At 68.4% G+C, this 20453-nt stretch carries 19 protein-coding genes, 2 tRNA genes, 1 rRNA gene and 2 pseudogenes; 17 read left to right on the top strand and 7 right to left on the bottom strand.

Features of this window, described 5'->3' with window-relative positions:
* Positions 1–111 precede the first annotated feature (111 nt).
* The 3 genes from rrf (at position 112) to PSC72_RS12520 (ending at position 1710) form a co-directional block, all read left to right on the top strand.
* Positions 112–233, top strand: a 5S ribosomal RNA gene (rrf, locus tag PSC72_RS12530).
* Positions 234–407: 174 nt separating this feature from the next.
* Positions 408–483 (top strand) — tRNA-Cys (locus PSC72_RS12525).
* A gap of 168 nt (positions 484–651) precedes the next feature.
* Positions 652–1710 carry a hypothetical protein gene (locus tag PSC72_RS12520; protein ID WP_274321747.1) on the top strand — a complete coding sequence of 353 codons (1059 nt, stop codon included), beginning with the start codon at positions 652–654 and terminating at the stop codon, positions 1708–1710.
* Positions 1711–1828: 118 nt separating this feature from the next.
* On the opposite strand, the gene PSC72_RS12515 is transcribed toward PSC72_RS12520, so the two are convergent.
* From PSC72_RS12515 to PSC72_RS12495, 5 genes are all read right to left on the bottom strand, one after another.
* Entirely contained in the window at positions 1829–2035 is a 207-nt protein-coding gene (locus PSC72_RS12515; protein ID WP_274321746.1) for a hypothetical protein, read from the bottom strand.
* 51 nt (positions 2036–2086) lie between these two features.
* Positions 2087–2692 (bottom strand): hypothetical protein, encoded by a 606-nt coding sequence (locus tag PSC72_RS12510; RefSeq protein WP_274321745.1) that lies wholly within the window; start codon positions 2690–2692, stop codon positions 2087–2089.
* Positions 2693–3015: 323 nt separating this feature from the next.
* Positions 3016–3089, bottom strand: a tRNA-Lys gene (locus PSC72_RS12505).
* A gap of 40 nt (positions 3090–3129) precedes the next feature.
* Entirely contained in the window at positions 3130–3801 is a 672-nt protein-coding gene (locus PSC72_RS12500) for a DUF7119 family protein (RefSeq protein WP_274321744.1), read from the bottom strand.
* 106 nt (positions 3802–3907) lie between these two features.
* A complete protein-coding gene (locus PSC72_RS12495; RefSeq protein WP_274321743.1) occupies positions 3908–4045 on the bottom strand; it encodes a hypothetical protein in 138 nt (45 codons plus the stop codon).
* A gap of 197 nt (positions 4046–4242) precedes the next feature.
* Between PSC72_RS12495 and PSC72_RS12490 the strand changes: the two genes are divergently transcribed.
* The 10 genes from PSC72_RS12490 to PSC72_RS12445 all read left to right on the top strand — a co-directional run bounded on the left by PSC72_RS12490 (position 4243) and on the right by PSC72_RS12445 (position 14321).
* On the top strand, positions 4243–4581 hold the full coding sequence (locus PSC72_RS12490) for a hypothetical protein (protein ID WP_274321742.1): 339 nt from the start codon (positions 4243–4245) through the stop codon (positions 4579–4581).
* 90 nt (positions 4582–4671) lie between these two features.
* Positions 4672–6447, top strand: coding sequence for a nitrite/sulfite reductase (locus tag PSC72_RS12485; protein ID WP_274321741.1), 1776 nt, complete (start codon positions 4672–4674; stop codon positions 6445–6447).
* 115 nt (positions 6448–6562) lie between these two features.
* A complete protein-coding gene (locus tag PSC72_RS12480) occupies positions 6563–6847 on the top strand; it encodes a DUF6360 family protein (RefSeq protein ID WP_274321740.1) in 285 nt (94 codons plus the stop codon).
* A 146-nt stretch (positions 6848–6993) separates the two neighbouring features.
* Complete coding sequence (locus PSC72_RS12475; protein ID WP_274321739.1) at positions 6994–8865, top strand: PAS domain S-box protein; 1872 nt, start codon at positions 6994–6996, stop codon at positions 8863–8865.
* 203 nt (positions 8866–9068) lie between these two features.
* A complete protein-coding gene (gene pheA / locus PSC72_RS12470) occupies positions 9069–9875 on the top strand; it encodes a prephenate dehydratase (RefSeq protein ID WP_274321738.1) in 807 nt (268 codons plus the stop codon).
* A 48-nt stretch (positions 9876–9923) separates the two neighbouring features.
* Positions 9924–10328: an Hsp20/alpha crystallin family protein gene (locus tag PSC72_RS12465; RefSeq protein ID WP_274321737.1), complete on the top strand. Its 405-nt coding sequence runs from the start codon at positions 9924–9926 to the stop codon at positions 10326–10328.
* A gap of 111 nt (positions 10329–10439) precedes the next feature.
* Positions 10440–10895 carry a peroxiredoxin gene (locus PSC72_RS12460; RefSeq protein ID WP_274321736.1) on the top strand — a complete coding sequence of 152 codons (456 nt, stop codon included), beginning with the start codon at positions 10440–10442 and terminating at the stop codon, positions 10893–10895.
* Positions 10896–11063: 168 nt separating this feature from the next.
* Positions 11064–11699 carry a protein sorting system archaetidylserine decarboxylase gene (locus PSC72_RS12455; RefSeq protein ID WP_274321735.1) on the top strand — a complete coding sequence of 212 codons (636 nt, stop codon included), beginning with the start codon at positions 11064–11066 and terminating at the stop codon, positions 11697–11699.
* Positions 11700–11861: 162 nt separating this feature from the next.
* Positions 11862–13940 (top strand): bacterio-opsin activator domain-containing protein, encoded by a 2079-nt coding sequence (locus PSC72_RS12450; protein ID WP_274321734.1) that lies wholly within the window; start codon positions 11862–11864, stop codon positions 13938–13940.
* 54 nt (positions 13941–13994) lie between these two features.
* Complete coding sequence (locus PSC72_RS12445; RefSeq protein WP_274321733.1) at positions 13995–14321, top strand: DUF7344 domain-containing protein; 327 nt, start codon at positions 13995–13997, stop codon at positions 14319–14321.
* A gap of 218 nt (positions 14322–14539) precedes the next feature.
* Here the strand turns inward: PSC72_RS12445 and leuS are convergent.
* Positions 14540–17293: pseudogene (gene leuS, locus PSC72_RS12440) on the bottom strand (leucine--tRNA ligase).
* A gap of 435 nt (positions 17294–17728) precedes the next feature.
* Positions 17729–18118, bottom strand: coding sequence for a helix-turn-helix domain-containing protein (locus PSC72_RS12435; protein WP_274321732.1), 390 nt, complete (start codon positions 18116–18118; stop codon positions 17729–17731).
* Positions 18119–18227: 109 nt separating this feature from the next.
* On the opposite strand from PSC72_RS12435, the gene PSC72_RS12430 reads away from it, so the two are divergent.
* From PSC72_RS12430 to PSC72_RS12415, 4 genes and pseudogenes are all read left to right on the top strand, one after another.
* On the top strand, positions 18228–19169 hold the full coding sequence (locus PSC72_RS12430) for an ABC transporter substrate-binding protein (protein WP_274321731.1): 942 nt from the start codon (positions 18228–18230) through the stop codon (positions 19167–19169).
* A gap of 49 nt (positions 19170–19218) precedes the next feature.
* A complete protein-coding gene (locus PSC72_RS12425) occupies positions 19219–19407 on the top strand; it encodes a hypothetical protein (RefSeq protein WP_274321730.1) in 189 nt (62 codons plus the stop codon).
* An 82-nt stretch (positions 19408–19489) separates the two neighbouring features.
* Positions 19490–19627: pseudogene (locus tag PSC72_RS12420) on the top strand (cobalamin-binding protein); the annotation flags it as partial.
* Between the two features lie 69 nt (positions 19628–19696).
* Positions 19697–20152 carry a DUF4383 domain-containing protein gene (locus PSC72_RS12415; RefSeq protein ID WP_274321729.1) on the top strand — a complete coding sequence of 152 codons (456 nt, stop codon included), beginning with the start codon at positions 19697–19699 and terminating at the stop codon, positions 20150–20152.
* The last annotated feature ends 301 nt before the right edge of the window (positions 20153–20453 follow it).

Below are 20453 nucleotides of genomic sequence, written 5' to 3'. Positions count from 1 at the left end.
GCATTGTGACTCGATCGAACGAGTCCAGGCGCAATCTGGATCGCACGTATACACGGTTTCACCGACCGACCGATCGCAGGCCTCGCGCGGTTCGATTCCGCGGATCGGCGTTAGGGCGGCCATAGCGGCGGGGTTACACCCGTACCCATCCCGAACACGGAAGTTAAGCCCGCCTGCGTTTCGGCGAGTACTGGAGTACGAGAGTCTCTGGGAAACCTGATTCGCCGCCTCCACTCATTCTGGCCATCCCGGCCAGGTTCATCACCCTCGACCAGTCTCATCGCTGGTCGGGGGTTTTCGTCATTTCTTGCGGAGTGCCAACGGTGTCGATTCCCTCCCGCAACCAAGAAGTCGAACGGGCCCGAATCCGATGGGCTTAAGCGACGCAGGCGGATACTGTCGAACGCGCCAAGGTGGCAGAGTCCGGCCGAACGCAGCGGCCTGCAGAGCCGCCCACCGCCGGTTCAAATCCGGCCCTTGGCTTCCTGTGGTTTCCGACCGTAACTAGCGATGGTTCTGCCGAGCGCGACACTGGAGAACGGTCAGTGTTCCGCGGTCCGTGGTACGTGAACACATTCGTGCGGCGGTTCCATCCCCTGGTTTCGGCGGAATTGGTAATCATTATACGCGGGGGCGCCCGACCACCCGGGTATGCAACGACGCGCCGCGGCGATATATTTCGTGTTCTTCCTCGTCATTGGGGCCGGTGCGTACGGCCTGATCCAGACGGCGGAAGAGCCGACCATCACGATGGAGGGCGATGCGTACACCGCGGGCGACACGGTGACGCTCAACGACCGGCAGTTCACCGTCGCCTCGGCGGACACGGGGAGCGGCGAGCTCTCGTGGGTCAACGAGTCCGCAGTCATCTCGACGACCATCGACAACGGCTCCGAGGTGCCCGTGACGGACGTGCGCTGGGAGGACCAGTCCGCCCGTCAGGAGCAGACCTTCGAGGCCGGGTCGACGGTCCAGTACAACGGCAGCGAGTATCAGGTCAGTATCAACGAGAGCGCTGGTGCGTTCACTCTCACGCAGACGGGCGACGCGTCGGTCAACGAGACCTACGCCGTCGGCGACACGGTGAACTACCAGGGCAACGAGGCGACGGTGACGAGCGTCACCTCGAACGCCGCGACGATCGTCTGGGGCGGTCCCTACCAGCTCATCGTCCAGACCGAGAACGCGACGGATCCGACCCAGGCGGTCTTCGTCGAGCAGCGTGACATCGGGGCGATGGTTCAGGAGGACCCGGCGCTGTACAACCAGACGATCACCCAGAACGGCGTCGAGAAGGTCACCTACCGGGCGAACGACACCAACGTCCCGGTGGACGAGTACTTCCCGCCGGTAGAGCGCCACACCATCGCGGAAGGCGAGACGCTCGTCTACCAGGGCAACGAGACCACCGTCGACGCGGTGACCAACGAGAGCGTCGAACTGACGCGTCCGGGTGAGCAGACTAACACCATCAGCTTCTCCGAGGGCGAGAACTTCACCGTCGGCGGCGAGCAGTACTTCGCGCACTTCCAGGACAACTCGTCGGTCCTGCTCGAACAGACCGACGAGCGGTACGACGAGTACCGAGCGGAAGAAAACGAGATCGAGTCGTACAACGACCGCATCATCGGTCTCTGGGGCATCGCGGAACTCAGCCTGCTCGCGGCCATCCTGCTGCTCGCGACCGCGTACCTGCCCGTCCGGGGCTAATCCCGGAGCGCACGAACGACTGCGGTCGCTTTCTCTCTGTTTTCCCGGAATCGTAGCGACGTGACTCGTGGCGGAGACTTCCGCTACGGAACCTGGCGGTGAGAAAATGCGGTGACGTTCAGTCGGTCCGGCTGAGCCAGATCAGCAGCGCGCCGATACCGGCGGTCGCGACGGCGCCGAACACCTGAATCGCAGAGGCGAGCATGTCGCCTTTGGTCGTCCACGGGGCGCCCGCGAGCGTTCCGAGGGCGACGAGCACCAGCAGGACGCCGACGGCGATGCCGACCGGCTCAAGCCGATCCGAGAAGCGGTTCGTGACGTTCATACTCGTCACCTCGCGACTCATCGTGGTAAACTTCGTGGTTCGAAGTTCCCGTCAGTCCGACTGCCGGTCTCCGTCGGGCGTCCAGTCCGGTGCGTCCGCGCTCGAAGCGGTCTCTCCAGTGGCCCGGTTCGACTCGGACGCCTCGGCGCGCTCCGAATCGCCGGCGACGCTGTCGGCGACCAGCTCGGCGAGCGGGTCGACGGCGACGGAGAGGCGTGCCGCGACGATCACCAGCGGAGCGAGCGCGAGCAGCAGGAAGGCCACGTCGTAGGTCCCGCGGGCGCCGTCGAGCAGCGGCGTCACCGCCGGCGCCAGCCCCGCGTGGGCGACGAGGACCGCCGCGAGGACGACCAGCCAGTGGACGGCCGACGCGACGTGTTCGACGATAGCAGCCGGCCCGTCGAGCGCCAGTCGCGTCAGCGCGGCCAGCCCGGACGCCAGATACAGCAGGAGGCCGACGACTGCCAGTGTCGCCAGCGCGCCGATGACAGCGGCCAGTGTCACGCGCGTCTCCGGGAGTAAGCGGTCCAGCCCGGGCAGCAGGGACGCGAGCAGGAGGACGAAGACGAGTGCGCCCGTACCGAGGAGGACTTTGCTGGCCGATTCCACTGCCTCCGGTCCGACGGCGCGCTGAACGGTGTCGCTATCGAGATTCATGATTGCATTCGATTCGACGCGCTTGGACAGATTATAGGAGGGCGTTCGTGAGACCGGATTTCACTGGATTAAGGCGGTTTAACGGTTAAGAAGCACATTCACATGAGCGATGGTGTCGGTTGCACGTCGTCGTGAAGTTCGTTCGCAACGATCGAGCGGTAGGGGGATGGTCGTGTTCACCCGCTCGCGCCGCTCACGGGTTCAGTATACGGACCGGGAGGGAGTTGAACCCGAGAGCGAGACTCGCTTGGCTCGTCTCGCGTGGTTCGACCCCTTCCTGCCGGTTCATTCACCGCCTCATTAGCACTCGGCGGTTCATTGCACGGGCCGGGAGGGAGTTGAACCCCCGACCATCTGGTTAAAAGCCAGACGCTCTGCCTAACTGAGCTACCGGCCCGCATTAGCTTGTCCGGGAGTTCTCGATTAAGTACTTACGATCACCCGCGCTCGAAACGTCGTTCGAGCGCCGTCGCGACGATGTCGTCGGGCTCGACGTCCTCCAGCGCGGCGCGTCGGCGGAGTTCCCGGTAGATCTCCGGCGGGAGTTCCATCGTCAGCTCGCCGAGGGTGATCCCTTCGGCGGCGAGCGCCCGTTCGACGGGGACGCCGTCGTTGACGTCACTGGCGACCGAGCGGACCTGGCGGACGGTCATGTCGTGGTCGAGGACGGCCCACGCGAGCTGGAGGCGGGCGGGGCCGGCGACGCGGGCGATGTGCTTGGCGGCGGTAGGGGCGATCTCACCCATCGCGACGTGCTTGCGGATCGAGCGGGGCAGGTCGTGGACGCGGGACCACTTGCGGATGAACGCGACGGTGGCCTCGCCGCCGGCGCGCTCGGCGGCGGCCTTGTAGGAGCCTTCCCCGCGGACGAGGGCGGCGCAGGCCGCGGCGCCGCGGAGCATGAAGACGGTGTCGGCCTCGCCGGCGGCGTCGCTGGCGAACTGCCGGACGGTCTGTGCGGCGGTCTCGAGGCTCTCCGGGTCGTCGGGGTCGAACTCGACGGCCTCTTCGGGCCGCTGGCCGGTGACGCTCGGGTCGCCGCGGATGACCGGCGCGCCGACCGGCGACTCGCGGTCCGTCGGCGGTTCTCCTGGTCCCTCGTCGCTCATCACTCGCTCCTTCGGAATGGTGTGTCAAAAGGGTCCCGTCTGCTGGCACGGGGGACGCACGGCCGCGCGGCGGGCGCTGCCGCGCGGGAACGGGGCTACTGCGCCCTCAGTCGTCGGCTTCCGCGCGTTCCTCGGAGAGATGCTCCCACACCTCGGCGCAGCCACAACCGTCGTCGACGTCGTCGAGGTGGCTGGTGTCCGGCTCGGGCGCTTCGTCGTCGTGCGTGTCGGTTGCCTGCGTCATCTGTGCTTCGTGTCCCTCCCTATAGCCCGTTCCCCCTTAACCCCGCGCGCTCCCGTAATTGCTACCCGGGCTTCGGTGTACCGGCAATCTCTTCACCTATCTCGGACGCCCGTCTGCGGCGGTGACGGCGGCGGAATCGCCGGCGAGTGTTGTGCAGGCCGACAGCCTCTGGGTGATCGGGGACGTAACTCTGGTCAGTGACAACCGACGTTCACCAGCTCGACGACGGCGCCTGGATCAGCGTCAACGACGAGCGCCGGATCAGCGTCAGCGACCTGTGGCCGCTCGCCCGCCAGAACGTCTGTGACTGCGAGACGGCCGACTTCCTCGTCGAGGGCTTCGCCGAGGTGGGCGTCGACCACCCCGAGATCCAGGCCAGGGTCGCCGGCCGCTGTATCACGTGCGGGACCGAAGGCGTCACCGACTGGGTCACGGTGGGGCGCGTCATCGACCCCGAGACCGGTGAATTCTCGCCCGTCGACCCCCAGGGCGTCCGCGTTCCGGACAGACGCCACCGCCTCTCTCGCCCGGAATAACCGGCAACAAGGTCCGGTTTTCGCGAGAGGTGGGGCCGCTTGTCGAAATGCGTGTTCGTATAAGTGCGGATGGCTTCTGGGCAGACACGAATGCCGACGAAAGTCGAGAACTGGAAGAGCGAGGTCTACGGTAACGAGATACGCGAACACCTCATGGAGTTCGCCGAGGAGGGCTGGGACGCCATCCCGGAGGACGAACACGACGCCTGGTTCGAGCGGTTCAAGTGGTGGGGGCTGTACCACCAGCGGAAGGGCCAGGAGTCCTACTTCATGATGCGCATCGGGACGCCCAACGGCGTCCTCGAACCGGGACAGCTGGAGGTCGTCGCGGAGATCGCCGACGAGTACGCCCGCGGCCCGGTCGACAACCCGGAGTTCGGCGGCGCCTACTGCGACTGGACGACCCGCCAGTCCATCCAGCTGCACTGGATCAAACTGGAGGACATCCCGGAGATCTTCGAGAAGCTCGAAGCGAACGATCTGGGGACCCAGCAGGCCTGCGGCGACTCGTGGCGCAACATCGTCGGCTGTCCCGTCGCCGGCAAGGACAAGCACGAACACATCGACGCCTGGCCGGTCGCCGAGGAGCTCCACGAGACGTTCAAGGGCAACGACGACTACTCCAACCTCCCGCGCAAGTGGAAAGTCGCCGTCACCGGCTGTGACCAGGGCTGTGGCCAGGGCGACATCAACGACCTGGCGTTCGAGCCGGCCACGAAGGAAGTCGACGGCGAGGAGAAACTCGGCTTCAACATCCGCGTCGGCGGCGGGCTCTCCCGCAAGGAACCGCGCTTCTCGCGCTCTATCGACGTCTGGGTGCCGCCGGAGCAGGCCGCGGACATCGGCCACGGCATGTCGGCGCTCTTCCGCGAGTACGGCGACCGCGAGGACCGCTTCAACGCCCGCATCAAGTTCCTCGTCGACGAGTGGGGGACCGAGAAGATGCGCGACGTGCTCCAGGAGGAGTTCGTCGACTTCGAACTGAAGACCGCGGGCGAGAACATGCGCGAGAGTTACACGTACAACGCCGGCGGCGAGGAACACGGCGACCACGTGGGCGTCCACGAGCAGCCCGACGGCAACTACTACGTCGGCCTCGACGTCCTCGTCGGCCGCATGGGCGTCGACGACGTGTACGAACTCGCCGAACTCGCCGACGAGTACGGCTCCGGTGAGGTCCGCCTCACCCAGCGCCAGAACATCATCGTCACGGACGTCGACAGCGACCGACTCGACGAGTTCCTCGACGAGCCGCTGCTGGAGACCTACTCGCCGGACCCCCACCCGTTCATGCGCGGCTCTATCGCCTGCACCGGGACGGAGTTCTGCTCGCTCTCCATCGTCGAGACGAAGAACCGCCAGGTCCGCTACGCCCGCTGGCTCAAGGACAACGTCGAGCTCCCCGAGGGCGTCGAGGACTTCCACATCCACCTCTCGGGCTGTACCGCCTCCTGCGCCCAGCCGCAGATCGCCGACATCTCCCTGCGCGGGATGAAGACCCGCAAGGACGGCGAGCCGGTCGAGGCGCTCGACATCGGCCTCGGCGGCGGCCTCGGGGAGAACCCCCACTTCGCCGACTGGGTCGAGATGCGCGTCCCCGCCGACGAGGTGCCGGGCTACATCCGGAACCTGCTCGCCACCTTCGAGGACGAGCGCGAGGAGGGCCAGACCTTCCGCGAGTTCGTCGCCGAGCGCGACGAGGACACGCTTCAGGACCTCGCGGAGGCGGAGGAGACCAGCTACGAGGACCCGTACATGCACAACACGAAGATGACGTGGTACCCCTACGCCGACGAAGACGACATGGCGGACTCGCCGGCCCCGACCGACGCCGAGGGCAACTCGCTCGCCCCCGCCGACGACTGAGGGCAGCGACTCGTAGTTCGACTGGTGTCGGACCGACCTTCGCCACGTCGCAGTTCCGCGCGGTGGCTTTTGCCAGTCGACGGCCGTTTAAGTAGCTGCGCCGCCGACTGCCGGTATGGTCGACCGCATTCTCAAGGTCAACGCCTACACAACCTTCGACCTGCTCGACGGCGTCGTCGAGGGGCACGGCTTCGAGGAGGAGGCGCTGACGGTGCTGAACGTCACGACGGACAGCCGCGACGACCCGAACCACGTGGAACTCCAGGTGGAGATGGACAACACGGACCTGGACGAGGTGCAGGCTCACGCCGACAAGGTCGAACTCTCGGCCGACCAGGCCCGCGAACTCGCGGACGAACTGGAGAAGTACGCCGGCCGAGTCGAGTCCGCAGGCGAGTAAGGCCCCGTCTCGGGTCTCCGCGGACGTGCCCGGCAGCGGATTCCAGCGTAGCGTTTCGCACACTGGGGCAGTTCTATAGCCGCGCTTCGGCGACGAGCGGCGGTCCTAACACCAACTTAATACCGATCGTTGCCCGAATAGGGGCAATGGCCGGCAGGCACCGATACGTCTCCCTCGTCGGGGGACGGCGCATCGTCGCTGTTCTCGGGGGACTGTACGTCGTATTCGGTCTCGGATGGACGCTCGGACAGATAGTCGGAACCCCCGCGATCAGTGACCTGATCATCTTCGTCCTGATCGCCGGGCCCGGGGCCGTCCTCCTGTACGTCATGTACCGGCTCCCCCGGTTCGATATCCACGCCGAGTTCTACCCGGCCGTCGCGCGGTGGTGTCTCGGCGGACTGCTGGTGATGCTGGCCGTGCTCGCGTTTTACAGCCTCCAGCCGAACGAGGGCATCGAGGATCTGTCGACCGTCTTCATTCTGACGGGGCTCGCGGCGGTCGCCGGCCTCGCCGCCGGCATCCACAACGCACAGGCCGAGACGCGAGCGCGCGAACTGGAGGCGACGATCGACCGGCTGGAACGGTCGAACGAGCGCTTCGAGCGATACGCGACGATCGTCGAGGCGGTCAACGACGGCGTCTACGTGGCCGACGAGGAGGGGACGTTCCAGATGGTCAACGACACCTACGCCTCGATGCTCGGATACTCCCTGGACGAACTCGTCGGGACCGACTCCTCGGCCCTTCTCGACGACGAGATTGCGGACCAGCTCGACGAACTGTATCGGGAATCCGAGCGGGAGGGCGTCGAACAACGGGCGGTGGAGACCAGACTCCGGACCGCGAGCGGGGAGTGGCTCCCCGTCGAGGCGACGCCCGCGCTGTTGCCTGACGACGACGAAAGCGACTGGCACCGGGCGGGGATCGTCCGGGACATCAGCGACCGGAAAGAACGCGAACGGGCGCTCGAGAAGTCCGAACAGCGCTACCGGTCGATCGTCGAGCACTTCCCGAACGGGGCGGTCGGGCTGTTCGACGAGGACCTGCGGTACACCGCGGTCGGCGGGCAGATGTTCGAGCGGCTCGACTTCGATCCGGAGGACCGGATCGGCCGCAGTTTCACCGAGCTCCATCCCCCCGGCCTCGTCGCGGAGCTAGAGCCCTACTTCCACGCCGCGCTCGAGGGCGAAACGAACTCGTTCGAGATCGAGTTCCAGGGCCGGTACCTGTACGCGAACACGCTCCCCGTCACGGACGACACCGGCGACGTCTTCGCGGGCATGCTCCTGATCCAGGACGTCACCGAGCGCCGGCAGTACGAGCACATGCTCGAAGAGTCCAACGAGCGCCTCGAACAGTTCGCCTACGCCGCCTCCCACGACCTGCAGGAGCCGCTGCGGATGGTCTCCAGCTACCTCCAGTTGATCGAGCAGCGCTACGCCGACGCCCTCGACGAGGACGGCCGGGAGTTCATCGACTTCGCCGTCGACGGCGCCGACCGGATGCGCGACATGATCGAGGGACTGCTCCAGTACTCGCGCATCGACACGCGGGGCGACCCGTTCGAACCGGTCGACCTCGACGACGTCCTCGCGGACGTCCGCGCCGACCTGCAGGTCAAAATCGAGGAGTCGGGCGCCGAGATCACCGCCGACCCGCTTCCGCGCGTCGAAGGGGACGGCGGACAGTTGCGCCAGCTGCTCCAGAACCTGCTGGACAACGCGATCGAGTACAGCGGCGACCGGCCCCCGGAGGTACACCTCTCTGCCGAGCGGGTCGGGGAACAGTGGGAGATCTCGGTCAGCGACGAGGGGATCGGCATCGACCCCGACGACGAAGAGCGCGTGTTCGAGGTGTTCCAGAGCCTGCACGCTCGCGAGGACCACTCGGGGACCGGAATCGGGCTGGCGCTGTGCGAGCGGATCGTCGAACGACACGGCGGCGACCTCTGGGTCGACTCCGAGCCCGGCGAGGGGTCGACGTTCACCTTCACGCTCCCCGCAGCGGAGACGTGACCGCTCTGACGCGGACCGCCCCGGTGATCCCGCGGCCAGCACCACCTCGGGACGGATCCCGGCGGTTCGCCCCCCGCCGAGGAGGCGTTTGAGGTGCCGGTTCGCGGACGTTCCACGCCGTGACTGATGGGCCAGGGCGCCCGCCGCTCTCGGATCACGGGCGACCACGACGCTTTTCACGGCGACCGGCAAAGCAGGGGGTAATGGAAGCGCTCACGCTCGGTCCCGCGGGGACCTACTCCCATCGCGCGGCGAAGGCGGTCGCCGACGAGGTGTCCTTCGCCGAGTCGAAGACGGGCATCGTCGAGGCGGTCGCCAGCGGCGAGTACGACCGCGGCGTCGTCCCGGTCGAGAACAGCACGGAGGGGTCGGTCACGGAGTCCCTCGACGCCTTCGCCGACTACGAGGTGGCGGTCGTGAAGGAACTCATCACGCCCATCCGCCACGCGCTGCTCGCGCAGGGCCCCGAGTTCGACACCGTCGCCAGCCACCCGCAGGCGCTCGCGCAGTGCCGGGACTACCTCAGCGAGAACTACCCGAGCGCGACGCTGGAAGCCGTGGCGTCGACCGCGCGCGGCGTCGAGCGCGCCCGCGAGGACCCGACGGTCGCCGCCATCGGCCACCCGGAGAACGCGGGGGACGAACTGCGCGTCGTCGCCGAGGACATCCAGGACGAGTCCTCGAACGCGACCCGCTTCGTCGTCGTCGCCCCGGCGAGCGAGCGCAGCGAGGCCGGCTCGAAGACCTCGTTCATCGTCTACCCCGACGTCGACTACCCCGGGCTCCTGCTGGAACTGCTCGAACCGTTCGCCGAGCGGGACATCAACCTAACCCGCGTCGAGTCGCGGCCGAGCGGCGAGCGCCTGGGCGACTACGTCTTCCACATCGACATCGCCGCGGGCCTCTACGAGGAGCGCACCCAGGAGGCGCTCGCGGAGATCGAGGCCATCGCCGAGGAGGGGTGGGTCCGGCGGCTCGGCTCGTACGACAGCGAGACGGTGCTGGACTGAGAACCGGCACGCGCCTTAAGGCGCACGGGGGCGTATAGTCGGAGTGACATGGCACGCGGAACCGATCCCTTCGGCGATATCGAGGAACTGATCGACGTGATGACCGGCGGACTCGAGGCGGGCGGCGAGGTGCCCGTCGACGTGGCCGACGCCGGCGACGAGTTCGTCGTCGTCGCGGACCTGCCCGGCTACGACCGCGAGGACGTCCAGGTGCAACTGACCGACGCGACGACGCTCTCGCTGTCGGCCCGGCGCGAGACCGAGACCGTCGAGGAGGCCGACCGCTACGTCTCCCGCGAGCGGACCAGCCAGTCGGTGAGCCGCAGCGTCGGCCTGCCCGAACCGGTCGTCGAGTCCGAGGCCTCGGCCACCTACGAGAACGGCGTCCTGACCGTCACGCTGCCCAAACAGACCACCGAGTCCGACAGCGGCACGGACATCCCGGTGAACTGACGGGGCGAACCGGGGCGGCGCTGCCGTCCCGCTGCGCGCGGTCGCCTCCCTCGATCCGGTCGAGAGGGCCGGAACCGCAAACGGCTTTCGCCGGGCGGCCGTCGGGCGGGTATGGCACTCGAACCCGGAGACCCGGCGCCCGCGGTACGCGCACCGAACCAGGACGGCGACGCAGTCGAACCCGACTGGACGGGCGTCTCCGTGGTCTACTTCTACCCGAAAGACGACACGCCCGGCTGCACCACCGAGGCCGAGCAGTTCCAGGCCGAACTGGAGAGCTACCGCGACGCCGGCGTCACCGTCTACGGCGTCTCGACGGACGGCGTGGACTCGCACGCCGACTTCGCCGACGAGTACGACATCGAGTTCGACCTGCTCGCGGACCCCGACGGCGAGGTGGCCGAGGCCTTCGACGTGGAGCTGTCGGGCGGCGTCGCGAGCAGGACGACGTTCGTCGTGGTCGGCGAATCGATCCAGGCGGTCTACACCGGCGTCGACCCGGACGGCCACGCCCGGAACGTGCTGGCGGACCTGATCGAGACGGGCGTCGTCACGCTCGACGACTGACGGCGGCGGACGGCCCGACGACTGACGGGCCCCGGACGGCCAGACGGTCGCGGCCGTGCGGAACGGGCGACGTCCTCGGTGCGGTCCTCACTGCGTCCACGCGACCGCCGTCTGCCGATGAGCGGGGGCTTCGGAAGACTTATAGCCGGAAAAGTCGAACTTTTGACAATGAGGATCGCGCGCCCGAGCTACCGGTACGCCCTGCTCGCGGTGGTCGTCGCCGGGGTCGCGTTCCCGTTCTCGCGGATCGCGAGCGCGGCCTGCGTCGTCGCGGCGGTCGGCGTGGTGTACTTCCACCGCGACCCGGCGCGCGTCGTCCCGCCGCAGGGCGTCGTCTCTCCCGCCGACGGGGAGGTGACCGTCGTCCGCGAGGAGGAGGACGGACTGCGCCTGGGAATATACATGAGCGGGTGGGACGTCCACGTCAACCGGGCGCCGATGGACGGCGTCGTCGAGCGCGTCGAACACGTCCCGGGCGCGAACAGACTCGCGTTCACCAAGGACGCCGAGGAGAACGAGCGCCTGCGCTTCGAGTTCGAGGACTACACGGTCGAACAGATCGCGGGCACCTTCGCCCGGCGGACGTACTCGTACGTCGACCCCGGCGACGAGGTGGCCCGCGGCCAGCGCATCGGCCACATCTCGTTCGGGAGCCGCTTCGACGTGGTCTTCCCGCCGGAGTACGACCCCGAAGACCTCACCGTCGACGTCGGCCACCGCCTCTACGCCGGCGAGACGGTCATCGCGCCCCAGCGGTCCGCAGTGACCGACGACGGCGAGCGTCCGGTCGCGGCCTCGACCTGACCGACCGGCGACTCGCGGGTCGACTGTTCCCTGCGGGACGGCTGCGCCCTGCGGACCGACTGCGTGTCTCCTCCGTGTAGATTCACTCCAAACACTAGCCGGTCGCTCACCACTTAATATCCTGACATATTTAGGCCCGGGGCGACCAGTAGCGGCCGAGGGATGTCTGGGACTGGCGAAGAGGGGGAGCGAGCCCGTTCGAGCGGCGGGTGCGCGTACGATCCGTCGGTGATCGCGCACGACGGCACGTTCTTCCGGACGCTCGTCGACAGCGCCTCGGACGCGATCGTGACGGTCGACGAGACGGGCGGGATCGTCTTCGCGAACCCGGCCGTCGAGTCGACGTTCGGCTACGACCCGGAGGCGCTGGTGGGCCGCTCCGTGACGGCGTTCGTGCCCCAGGAGCAGCGCGCGCGCATCCGCGGGGCCTTCGAGGCCCTGCAGTCGAACCCGGACAGGGGGGCCGAGTGGGGAAGCGTCGAGACGGTCGGCCGCCACCGCGACGGGCGCCTGATCCCGGTCGAGCTCTCCCTGCGCGCCCACGAGCACGACGGGACGCCGCTGCTGACGGCCATCGTCAGGGACGTCTCGGACCGCCACGCCGAGCGAATCGAGCGCCGCCGCGAGCAGGACTTGATCGAGCAGCTCCTGCGGACGGTGCCGACCGGACTGCTCGTGCTCTCGACCGACGGCGTCATCGAGCGGATGAACGACCGCGCGGGCGAGATACTCGGGGCCGACCCGTCGCAGGTCGTCGGCGAGTCCCGCGAGACGGACGCCTGGCGACTGCTGGACGCCGACGGGGAACCTGTTCCGCCCGAGGAGCGGGTGTTCCAGCGCGCACGCGACACCGGCCGCCCGGTCACCGAGGTCGAACAGCAGATCGTGCGCAGCGACGGCGAGCGCATCTGGGTGCAGGTCAGCGGCGCCCCGCTCGCGGGCGGCGAGGGGGGCGACCGGGTGGTGATCGCCGTCGACGACATCACGCGCCAGAAAGAGCGCGAGCGCCGGCTGCGCGAGCAGAACGAGCAGCTCGAACGGCTGGACCGCATCAACGCCGTCATCCGGGAGATCGACCAGGCGCTCGTGCGCGCGACCACCCGCGGGGAGATAGACGAGGCGGTCTGCGACGCGCTCGCTGTGGCCGACCCGTACACGGCCGCCTGGATCGGCGACGTGACCGCCCGCAGCGACGAGGTCGAGCCCCGGGCCACCGGCGGGGACATCGACGAGTACCTCGAAGCGATCACCGTCACCCGGTCGGAGGAGCCGTACGGCAACGGCCCGGCGGGGCGCGCGATCCGGTCGCGGTCGGTGCAGGTCACCCACGACGTGACGACCGACGGCGCCTTCGACGGCGTCCGCGAGACGGCGACGGCCCACGGTATCCGGTCGGCGGCGAGCGTCCCGCTCGTCTACGACGAGACCGTCTACGGCGTGTTGACGGTCTACGCCGCCGAAGTCGGCGTCTTCGACGAGACCGAACAGGACGTGCTCGCCGAACTCGGCGCGACGATCGGTCACGCGATCAACGCAGTGGCGACCCGCCAGGCGCTCGTCGCCGAGCGCGTGACCGAACTCACGCTCGCCATCGACGACGATTCGGACTTCTTCTCGGCGCTGTCGGCCGCCGAGGACTGTGAGATAGCCTTCGAGGGGGCGACCGTCCAGTCGGACGGGGCGTTCCGCTACTACCTCACGGTCGCGGGGGCCGACCCCGACGACGCGGTCGCGTTCGCCCACGGCCACGCGAGCGTCGCCTCCGCCCGCGTCGTCAGCGTCGGCCCGGACGGCGACTCGCTCCTCGAAGTGTCGCTGGAGGGGACGACCGCGTTCGGCGTCGTCGCCAGACACGGCGGGTCGGTCCGGTCGGTCCACGCCGTCGGCGGCGAGTGCGAGTTCGTGGTCGAACTGCCGCTCTCGGCGGACGTGCGGACGGTCGTCGACGCCCTGCAGGCCCGCTTCGACGGCGTCGTGGTACGCGCCCAGCAGGACCGAACCCGCGCCGAGGACGGCCCGCTCCCCTCCCGGGCCACGCTCGGGACGGACCTCACCGACAGGCAGCGCACCGCGCTCGAGACCGCCTACTACGCGGGCTTTTTCGAGTGGCCGCGCGAGTCCACCGGCGAGGACGTCGCGGAGACGCTCGGCGTCTCGGCGCCGACGTTCCACAAGCACCTCCGGGTCGCCGAGCGGAAGCTGCTCGACGCGCTGTTCGACGGCGAGACGACCGTCGACTGACACTAACCGTTTAGCCACGCCACTGAAGGCGGTACACTGGTTTGGTGGAGGTACATGGGACGAAGCCACTACGATGCCCTCGAACCGGGAACGGACGCGCCGTCGACGGCCGAGACGGACGAACTGTTCGCCGTGCTTTCGAACGCGAACCGGCGGTTCGTCCTCTCGCACCTCGCCGAGCGCGAGCACTCGCCGGCGCTCGACCCGCTCGCCGCCGCGATGGCCGAGTGGAGCGACGACCTCGACCGCGAGGACGCGCGGATCGCGCTCCACCACGTCCACCTGCCGAAACTCGAGGACGCCGGCTTCGTCGAGTACGGCGACACCATCGAACTGACCGACCACGCCCCCGACTCGCTCGACATCGTCGAGCGCCTGTAGGACGACCACTGGGTGGCGCGGGGCCTGCGGTCCGGAGTTTCATTTCGCGATACCACTGCCCGTGAGCGACGGGTGCGCCCGCGCAGTCGAGCGCCGGACGGCGCGGCTGCTCCGGTCGTCGACGCGACAGCGGCGAGAAGGCGTGTCCAGCGCGACCGGAGCGGCCGGTGCGGACCGTGCGACTGCGGATCAGTCGACGCGAGTCGCGCGACCGCGGATCAGTCGATGCGGATCGCCGGTCGACCGGGCTGGGCGTTGCCGGCCAGGTCGCCGTCGGCCTCCTCGGCCGACCGGACGACCACGTCGGCGTCGAACTCGTCCTCGATCAGCCACGCGGCCCGCTCCAGCGTCGCCAGTTCCTCGTCGGGCGCGAGCACGTCGGCCAGCGCCTCGCGCTCGGCCTGCAGGTCCTGTGCGAACGAGGCGGCGGCGTCGCCCTGCTCGCGGATCTCGTCGTGGCCCATCAGGTCGCCGATCAGGTTGTCGGCGTCGGACTCGCGGGCGAGTTCGTGCGCGCGGTGCTTCCACTCGGGCGCGACGGCGAGGGTGATCGTCTCCGGGTCCTCGATGCCGACGGTCTCGACGATGTCGCGGACGTCCTCGCGGGTGTTCTCGACGAGGCGGCGCGCCACGTCGTAGTCCGCGGGCAGGTCGGCCTCGGGCCACTCAGCCTCGGCGAGCAGGCCGTCGCCGCCCAGCAGGTCCCAGACCTCCTCGGTGACGTGGGGCGCGACCGGGCCGAGCAGTTTCGCGACCGCGCGGACGCCGCGCTCGACCGTCGCCGGGTCGGCGCCGTCGCGCTCGTGGTAGCGGCGCAGCAGACTCACGAGGTCGCGGACGGCCTGCAGCGCGTGGTTGAACCGGAAGGCCTCGAACTCCTCGGTGGCGGTCGCGGCGGCCGCGTCGATCTCGCGGTCGACGTAGGCGGCGACCGCGTCCCCGTCGGCGGATCCGCCGTCGGCGCTCCCCTCGGCGACCTCCGCGGCGAGGCCGTAGAGGTTCTGGAGGAACTGGTGGGCCGACTGCACGCCTTCGGGGCTCCAGGCGAAGTCCTTCTCGGGGCTGGGCGGCCTCCATGATGAACAGGCGGGCCGTGTCGGCGCCGTACTCCTCGACGATGCGGGTCGGCGAGACGCCGTTGTCGCCGGACTTGGACATCTTGTTGCCGTCCTCGCCCAGCACCATCCCCTGGTTGGTCAGGTTCGTGAACGGCTCGCGGACACCGTCGGAACGGAGTTCCGACGAGCCCCCCCGCTCGCTTCGCTCGCGGGGACCCCGTCGAGCAGGCCGATGTCGTCGAGCACCTTCGTGAAGAAGCGGGCGTACAGCAGGTGCATCACGGCGTGCTCGATGCCGCCGACGTACTGGTCGACGGGCATCCAGTCGTTGGCCCGCTCGGTGTCGAACGGCGCGGAGTCCAGGTCCGGCGAGAGGAACCGCAGGAAGTACCACGAGGAGTCGACGAAGGTGTCCATCGTGTCCGTCTCGCGCTCGGCGGGGCCGCCGCACTCCGGACACTCGACGGACTTCCACTCCTCGGCGGCGTCCAGCGGGTTACCCGTCGTCTGGACGAACTCCGGCAGTTCGACCGGCAGGTCCTCGTCGGGGACCGGCACGCGGCCGCAGTCGTCGCAGTGGATCATCGGGATCGGGGTGCCCCAGTAGCGCTGGCGGGAGATGCCCCAGTCGCGCAGGCGGAACTCCACGCGGTGCTCGCCGTCGAAGACGTCGACGAACGTCTCGCGGGCCTCCTCGCTGGTGAGGCCGTCGTACTCGCGGCTGTTGACCAGCACGCCGTCCTCGGTGTAGGCCGCCTCCTGGACGTCCACGTCCTCGGGGTCGACCTCGGCGTCGGGTTTCGGCTCGACGACCTGCTGGATCGGGATGTCGTGCTCCTCGGCGAAGGCGTGGTCGCGCTCGTCGTGGGCCGGGACGGCGTAGAGCGCGCCCGTGCCCACGTCTTCGAGGACGTAGTCGGCGACGTAGACGGGGATCTCCTCCCCCGTGGCGGGGTTGGTGGCGTACTCGCCGGTGAAGACGCCGGAGGTCTCGTCGATCTCGTCCTCGTCGGCGTGCTCGACGCGGTGGACGTACTCCGCCACCTCGTCCTTGTCCTCGGCGAGTCGCTGGGCGACCTCGTGGCCAGGCGACATCGCGAAGAACGTCGCGCCGTGGATGGTGTCCAGGCGGGTCGTGAAGATCTCGACGGTGTCGCCGGTCGTCAGTTCGAACTCGACGGAGTCGCCCTCCTGACGGCCGATCCAGTTGCGCTGCATCTCGCGGACGTTGTTGGGCCACCCGTCCAGGTCGTCCAGCGCCTCCAGCAGTTCCTCGGCGTAGTCGGTGATCGTGAAGAACCACTGGTCCATCTCGCGGTGCTCGATGGGGGTGTCACAGCGCCAGCAGATCTCGGCGTCGTCTGGGCCCTCTTCGACCTGCTCGTCCGCGAGGACGGTCTCGCAGGAGGGACACCAGTTCAGTTCGGCGGCCTGGCGCTCGACGAGGCCCTCCTCGCGGAAGCGTTTGAACAGCCACTGGTTCCACCGGTAGTACTCGGGCTCGCAGGTGGTGATCTCCCGCTCCCAGTCGTAGCCGAAACCCATCGACTTGAACTGCTCGGTCATCGAGTCGATGCAGTCCATCGTCCAGTCGCGGGGGTTGGTGTCCCGTTCGTTTGCGGCGTTCTCGGCGGGGAGGCCGAAGGAGTCCCACCCCATCGGGTGCAGGACTTCCTCGCCGCGCATCCGCTCGAAGCGGGCGTAGGCGTCCGTGATCGTGTAGTTGCGGACGTGGCCCATGTGGAGGTCGCCCGACGTGTAGGGGAACATCGCGAGGACGTACTCGGGGTCCTCGGCGTCGTCGGGGATGCGGAATACACCCTCCTGGTCCCACGTGCGCTGCCACCTGGGCTCGACCTCCGTGTGGTCGAACCCCCGCTCTCGCTCGCGTTGCTCTCCGGTCCCGGCGGTCATGGTCTCACGTCGGACAGCGACGTTGCTATACCTTTCCCTTCGCTGGGACGGGTACACACGGTCGAACGGACCGGAACCAGTAGCGTATCACCGTTCTGGTTGCAGATACTCGGCTGTCGCCGCGGCGATCCGGTCGGTGAACGCGTCAGTGACCGATCCCTGCGCACCGACGACGTGTACCTCGTCTTTCAGTGTTGCCACGCTCCACGGGAGCACGAAACTCTGGTCTCGTGGCTCGCCCCGTCTCCAGGCATCACTCGGAACGCGGATACTCTCGGTGTGGTGACTCTGTGTCGTGAAGGCGACCGCGATAGACTCCTCGCCCGGATACGGCAGGTCCGGCCCCGACACGACGAGCCATGGTCGCGGATTCTCGGTATTAGCGTTGAACGGGTCAGACGCCCACACGACTGTTCCGCGATCGACCACCCTCTCTCACCGTTCCCGTCCGTCGCCGCTCTCGGGCGGATCGACCGCCGTCTCGGACCATGCCGCGACTTCCTCGTCCGAAAAGCCGCCGTCACGGTCGTCCGCGGACGCCGCACCGAGCGCACCAGCGGACGCGACCGCGTGGTCGGCGTCCGCGACCGACCAGTACTCCCCGCGATGGTCGACGACCCCGTGGGCTTCGAGGCGGGCCAGTGTCGGTCCGACGCTCCCCTTGGGAACGTCTACGGCGCCAACGATCTCCCGCTGTCGAAACGCCCGATCGGCGTTTTTGAGCAAGAATCGATAGATCGTACCCTGTGTCGTATCGGGCGAAAGATCCGGCCGGCCGTCCTCGCCCTCGTCTATCGTTCGAAATTCGTCTCTCGATATCGGCATCCGGATATTCGTTTGTATTCGATAGTATTAGATGTTATCTCCGCGTTCCTCACCACTCTATTCGTGACTGCTGCCGTGGTTTTACGTCCGCCCGCTTCCTCCCTCCGGTATGCGCGTCGTCTCCCTGCTGCCGTCGGCCACCGAGATCTGCTACGCCCTCGGGGTCGAACCCGTCGGCGTCTCTCACGAGTGCGACTGGCCGCCCGAAGCCGAGGAGGTGCCGTCGATGAACCGCTCGCGGATCGACCCCGACCGGGACAGCGCGGACATCAACGAACAGGTCGCGCAGGCCGAACAGGAGCACGGCGGCGTCTACGAGATCAAACTCGACGCGCTCGAACGAGCGGATCCGGACGTGATCGTCACGCAGGGCGTCTGCGACGTGTGCGCCGTCGACACGCTGCTCGTCGAGGACGCCATCGCGCAGACCGACGTGGACGCCGAGGTCGTCACCAGCGACATCCACAGCCTCGACGACCTGTACGCCGATATCGAGTCGCTGGGGCAAGTCCTCGACCGCGAGGACCGCGCCGCGGAAGTCGTCGCCGACCTCCGGGAGCGCGTCGACGCCGTCCGGGGGCGGACCGCCGCTATCGAACCCGACGATCGGCCGAGCGTGGCCGTCCTCGACTGGCTCGACCCGGTGATGGTCGCCGGCCACTGGATGCCCGAAGTGGTCGAAGCGGCCGGCGGCACATACCCGCTGGCCGACACCGGCGACCGCTCGCGCCCGCGCGAGTGGTCGGAGATACAGGCCGCCGACCCGGACGTCCTCGTCGCCGCGCCCTGCGGGTTCGGCCTCGACCAGACGCTCGACACCCGCGACGACCTCACCGAGCGGCCGGGCTTCGCGGACCTGACCGCCGTCGAATCGGACCGGGTCTACGCGATGGACGGTCACCACTACGTCAACCGGCCCGGTCCCCGCCTGGTGGACACGCTGGAGTCTCTCGCCGGCCTGCTCCATCCCGACCGGTTCGAGGCCCCGCCCGCCGAAGTGGCCCGCGATCTGCTCGGCGACGAACCGGTGCGAGCGGGACCGAGCCCCTGACATCCGGCTACCGAGAACTACTTGGAGCCTCCGGGAGACGTTCGGCTGAATGCCCTCCGCAAAACCGTTCCTCGATCCGGCGACGGGCGACCCCGACACTGGCCGGATCCTCTCGGAAGCGGTCCCGCTCGCGAAGCTCATCGGCGTGTTCGTCGCGGTCAGCCTCGTCCCGTTCGGCTTCGCGTTCCTCGCGTTCGGGCACTCGGTCCTCGGCGTGATACTGACGCTGATCGGGTAGTTCGTCCTCGCGGTCGGGGCCGGGATCGTGCTCACGTACGTCGTCGCCCGCGGGATTCAGCTATCCGGCGAGGACGCACCGTGAACTGACCGCCGTCGAATCGGAGCGCGTCTACGCGACGGACGGTCACCACTACGTCGACCGGCCCGGCCCCCGCCTCGTGGACACGTTGGAGTCTCTCGCCGGCCCGCTCCATCCCGACCGGTTCGACGCGCCGCCGTCGCATTCGAAACTCCACGGTCACCGAAGGTACTCCCGTGTCACGAACCAACGAACGACCGGAGGACCAATGGCGACGACAGTCACACACCGCGACCGACGGGACTCGCAACCGGACGAACAGCCCTCCGATATCCGGACCACTGCCCGACGATACGGAGCTTTCAACCTCGTCGCGGGAGCGCTCGGGCTCGTCGGCCCGCTGGTCTGGGGGAACGACGACGACCTGATAAATCTCGGTGCGGGGCTGTTCCTGGGACGGATCGCGGTCAACAGCCCGCACGCTGCGCTCCACGCGGTCCACGGGCTCCACGGTATCCGCGCCGGCAGGGACGCCGAGTCGGCCCGGCGATACATGGGTGTGAGCGGCGCGTTCTTCGCGCTGTTCGCGGCGGTGGGAATCGGAAAGTTCGGCTTCGAACGCGGCGTCCACCACGTCGCGGGGCTCGCCGTCGACGGGTACGGGAATGCCGGGCACGCCGTACTCTCGGCGTTCAGCGTCCTCGCGCTGTCCCGCAACGACTGACCGCCGTCGCGGTCGTTCTAGCGGACGGCGGGACCGACGGCGACGCTCGCGAGCACGACGGGCCGTCCGGACCCGAGTCTGCTCTCGCCCCTGTCCGTCGTTGCTCCGGGGACGTAGGCCTCGGTCGAGACGTACCGTGAGCAGAGTGACGCGAACCGTCGGCGTCGACTGACCGCTCGGGTCGGCCCGGGCAGGAAACAGTGGAGGGGTGGTGGGTGGGGAGTGACCCCGAACGAAGTGGATGGCTTCGTTGACCCGTGTGTGCGGGCATGTTCTCGATTACCCGCAGTTGGTATCAAGA

Origin of the sequence: Halosimplex aquaticum, assembly GCF_028747785.1 — an archaeon.
Lineage (GTDB): Archaea > Halobacteriota > Halobacteria > Halobacteriales > Haloarculaceae > Halosimplex > Halosimplex aquaticum.
Note: the sequence above shows the minus strand (reverse complement) of the source record. Positions and strands in the feature narration are given on the sequence as shown.

Excerpts from the sequence above, each read along its gene's own strand:
- PSC72_RS12520 (WP_274321747.1), top strand. The coding sequence starts at position 652 with ATGCAACGACGCGCCGCGGCGATATATTTCGTGTTCTTCCTCGTCATT.
- PSC72_RS12515 (WP_274321746.1), bottom strand. The coding sequence starts at position 2,035 with ATGAACGTCACGAACCGCTTCTCGGATCGGCTTGAGCCGGTCGGCATC.
- PSC72_RS12510 (WP_274321745.1), bottom strand. The coding sequence starts at position 2,692 with ATGAATCTCGATAGCGACACCGTTCAGCGCGCCGTCGGACCGGAGGCA.
- PSC72_RS12500 (WP_274321744.1), bottom strand. The coding sequence starts at position 3,801 with ATGAGCGACGAGGGACCAGGAGAACCGCCGACGGACCGCGAGTCGCCG.
- PSC72_RS12495 (WP_274321743.1), bottom strand. The coding sequence starts at position 4,045 with ATGACGCAGGCAACCGACACGCACGACGACGAAGCGCCCGAGCCGGAC.
- PSC72_RS12485 (WP_274321741.1), top strand. The coding sequence starts at position 4,672 with ATGCCGACGAAAGTCGAGAACTGGAAGAGCGAGGTCTACGGTAACGAG.
- PSC72_RS12480 (WP_274321740.1), top strand. The coding sequence starts at position 6,563 with ATGGTCGACCGCATTCTCAAGGTCAACGCCTACACAACCTTCGACCTG.
- PSC72_RS12475 (WP_274321739.1), top strand. The coding sequence starts at position 6,994 with ATGGCCGGCAGGCACCGATACGTCTCCCTCGTCGGGGGACGGCGCATC.
- pheA (WP_274321738.1), top strand. The coding sequence starts at position 9,069 with ATGGAAGCGCTCACGCTCGGTCCCGCGGGGACCTACTCCCATCGCGCG.
- PSC72_RS12465 (WP_274321737.1), top strand. The coding sequence starts at position 9,924 with ATGGCACGCGGAACCGATCCCTTCGGCGATATCGAGGAACTGATCGAC.
- PSC72_RS12460 (WP_274321736.1), top strand. The coding sequence starts at position 10,440 with ATGGCACTCGAACCCGGAGACCCGGCGCCCGCGGTACGCGCACCGAAC.
- PSC72_RS12455 (WP_274321735.1), top strand. The coding sequence starts at position 11,064 with ATGAGGATCGCGCGCCCGAGCTACCGGTACGCCCTGCTCGCGGTGGTC.
- PSC72_RS12450 (WP_274321734.1), top strand. The coding sequence starts at position 11,862 with ATGTCTGGGACTGGCGAAGAGGGGGAGCGAGCCCGTTCGAGCGGCGGG.
- PSC72_RS12445 (WP_274321733.1), top strand. The coding sequence starts at position 13,995 with ATGGGACGAAGCCACTACGATGCCCTCGAACCGGGAACGGACGCGCCG.
- PSC72_RS12435 (WP_274321732.1), bottom strand. The coding sequence starts at position 18,118 with ATGCCGATATCGAGAGACGAATTTCGAACGATAGACGAGGGCGAGGAC.
- PSC72_RS12430 (WP_274321731.1), top strand. The coding sequence starts at position 18,228 with ATGCGCGTCGTCTCCCTGCTGCCGTCGGCCACCGAGATCTGCTACGCC.
- PSC72_RS12425 (WP_274321730.1), top strand. The coding sequence starts at position 19,219 with ATGCCCTCCGCAAAACCGTTCCTCGATCCGGCGACGGGCGACCCCGAC.
- PSC72_RS12415 (WP_274321729.1), top strand. The coding sequence starts at position 19,697 with ATGGCGACGACAGTCACACACCGCGACCGACGGGACTCGCAACCGGAC.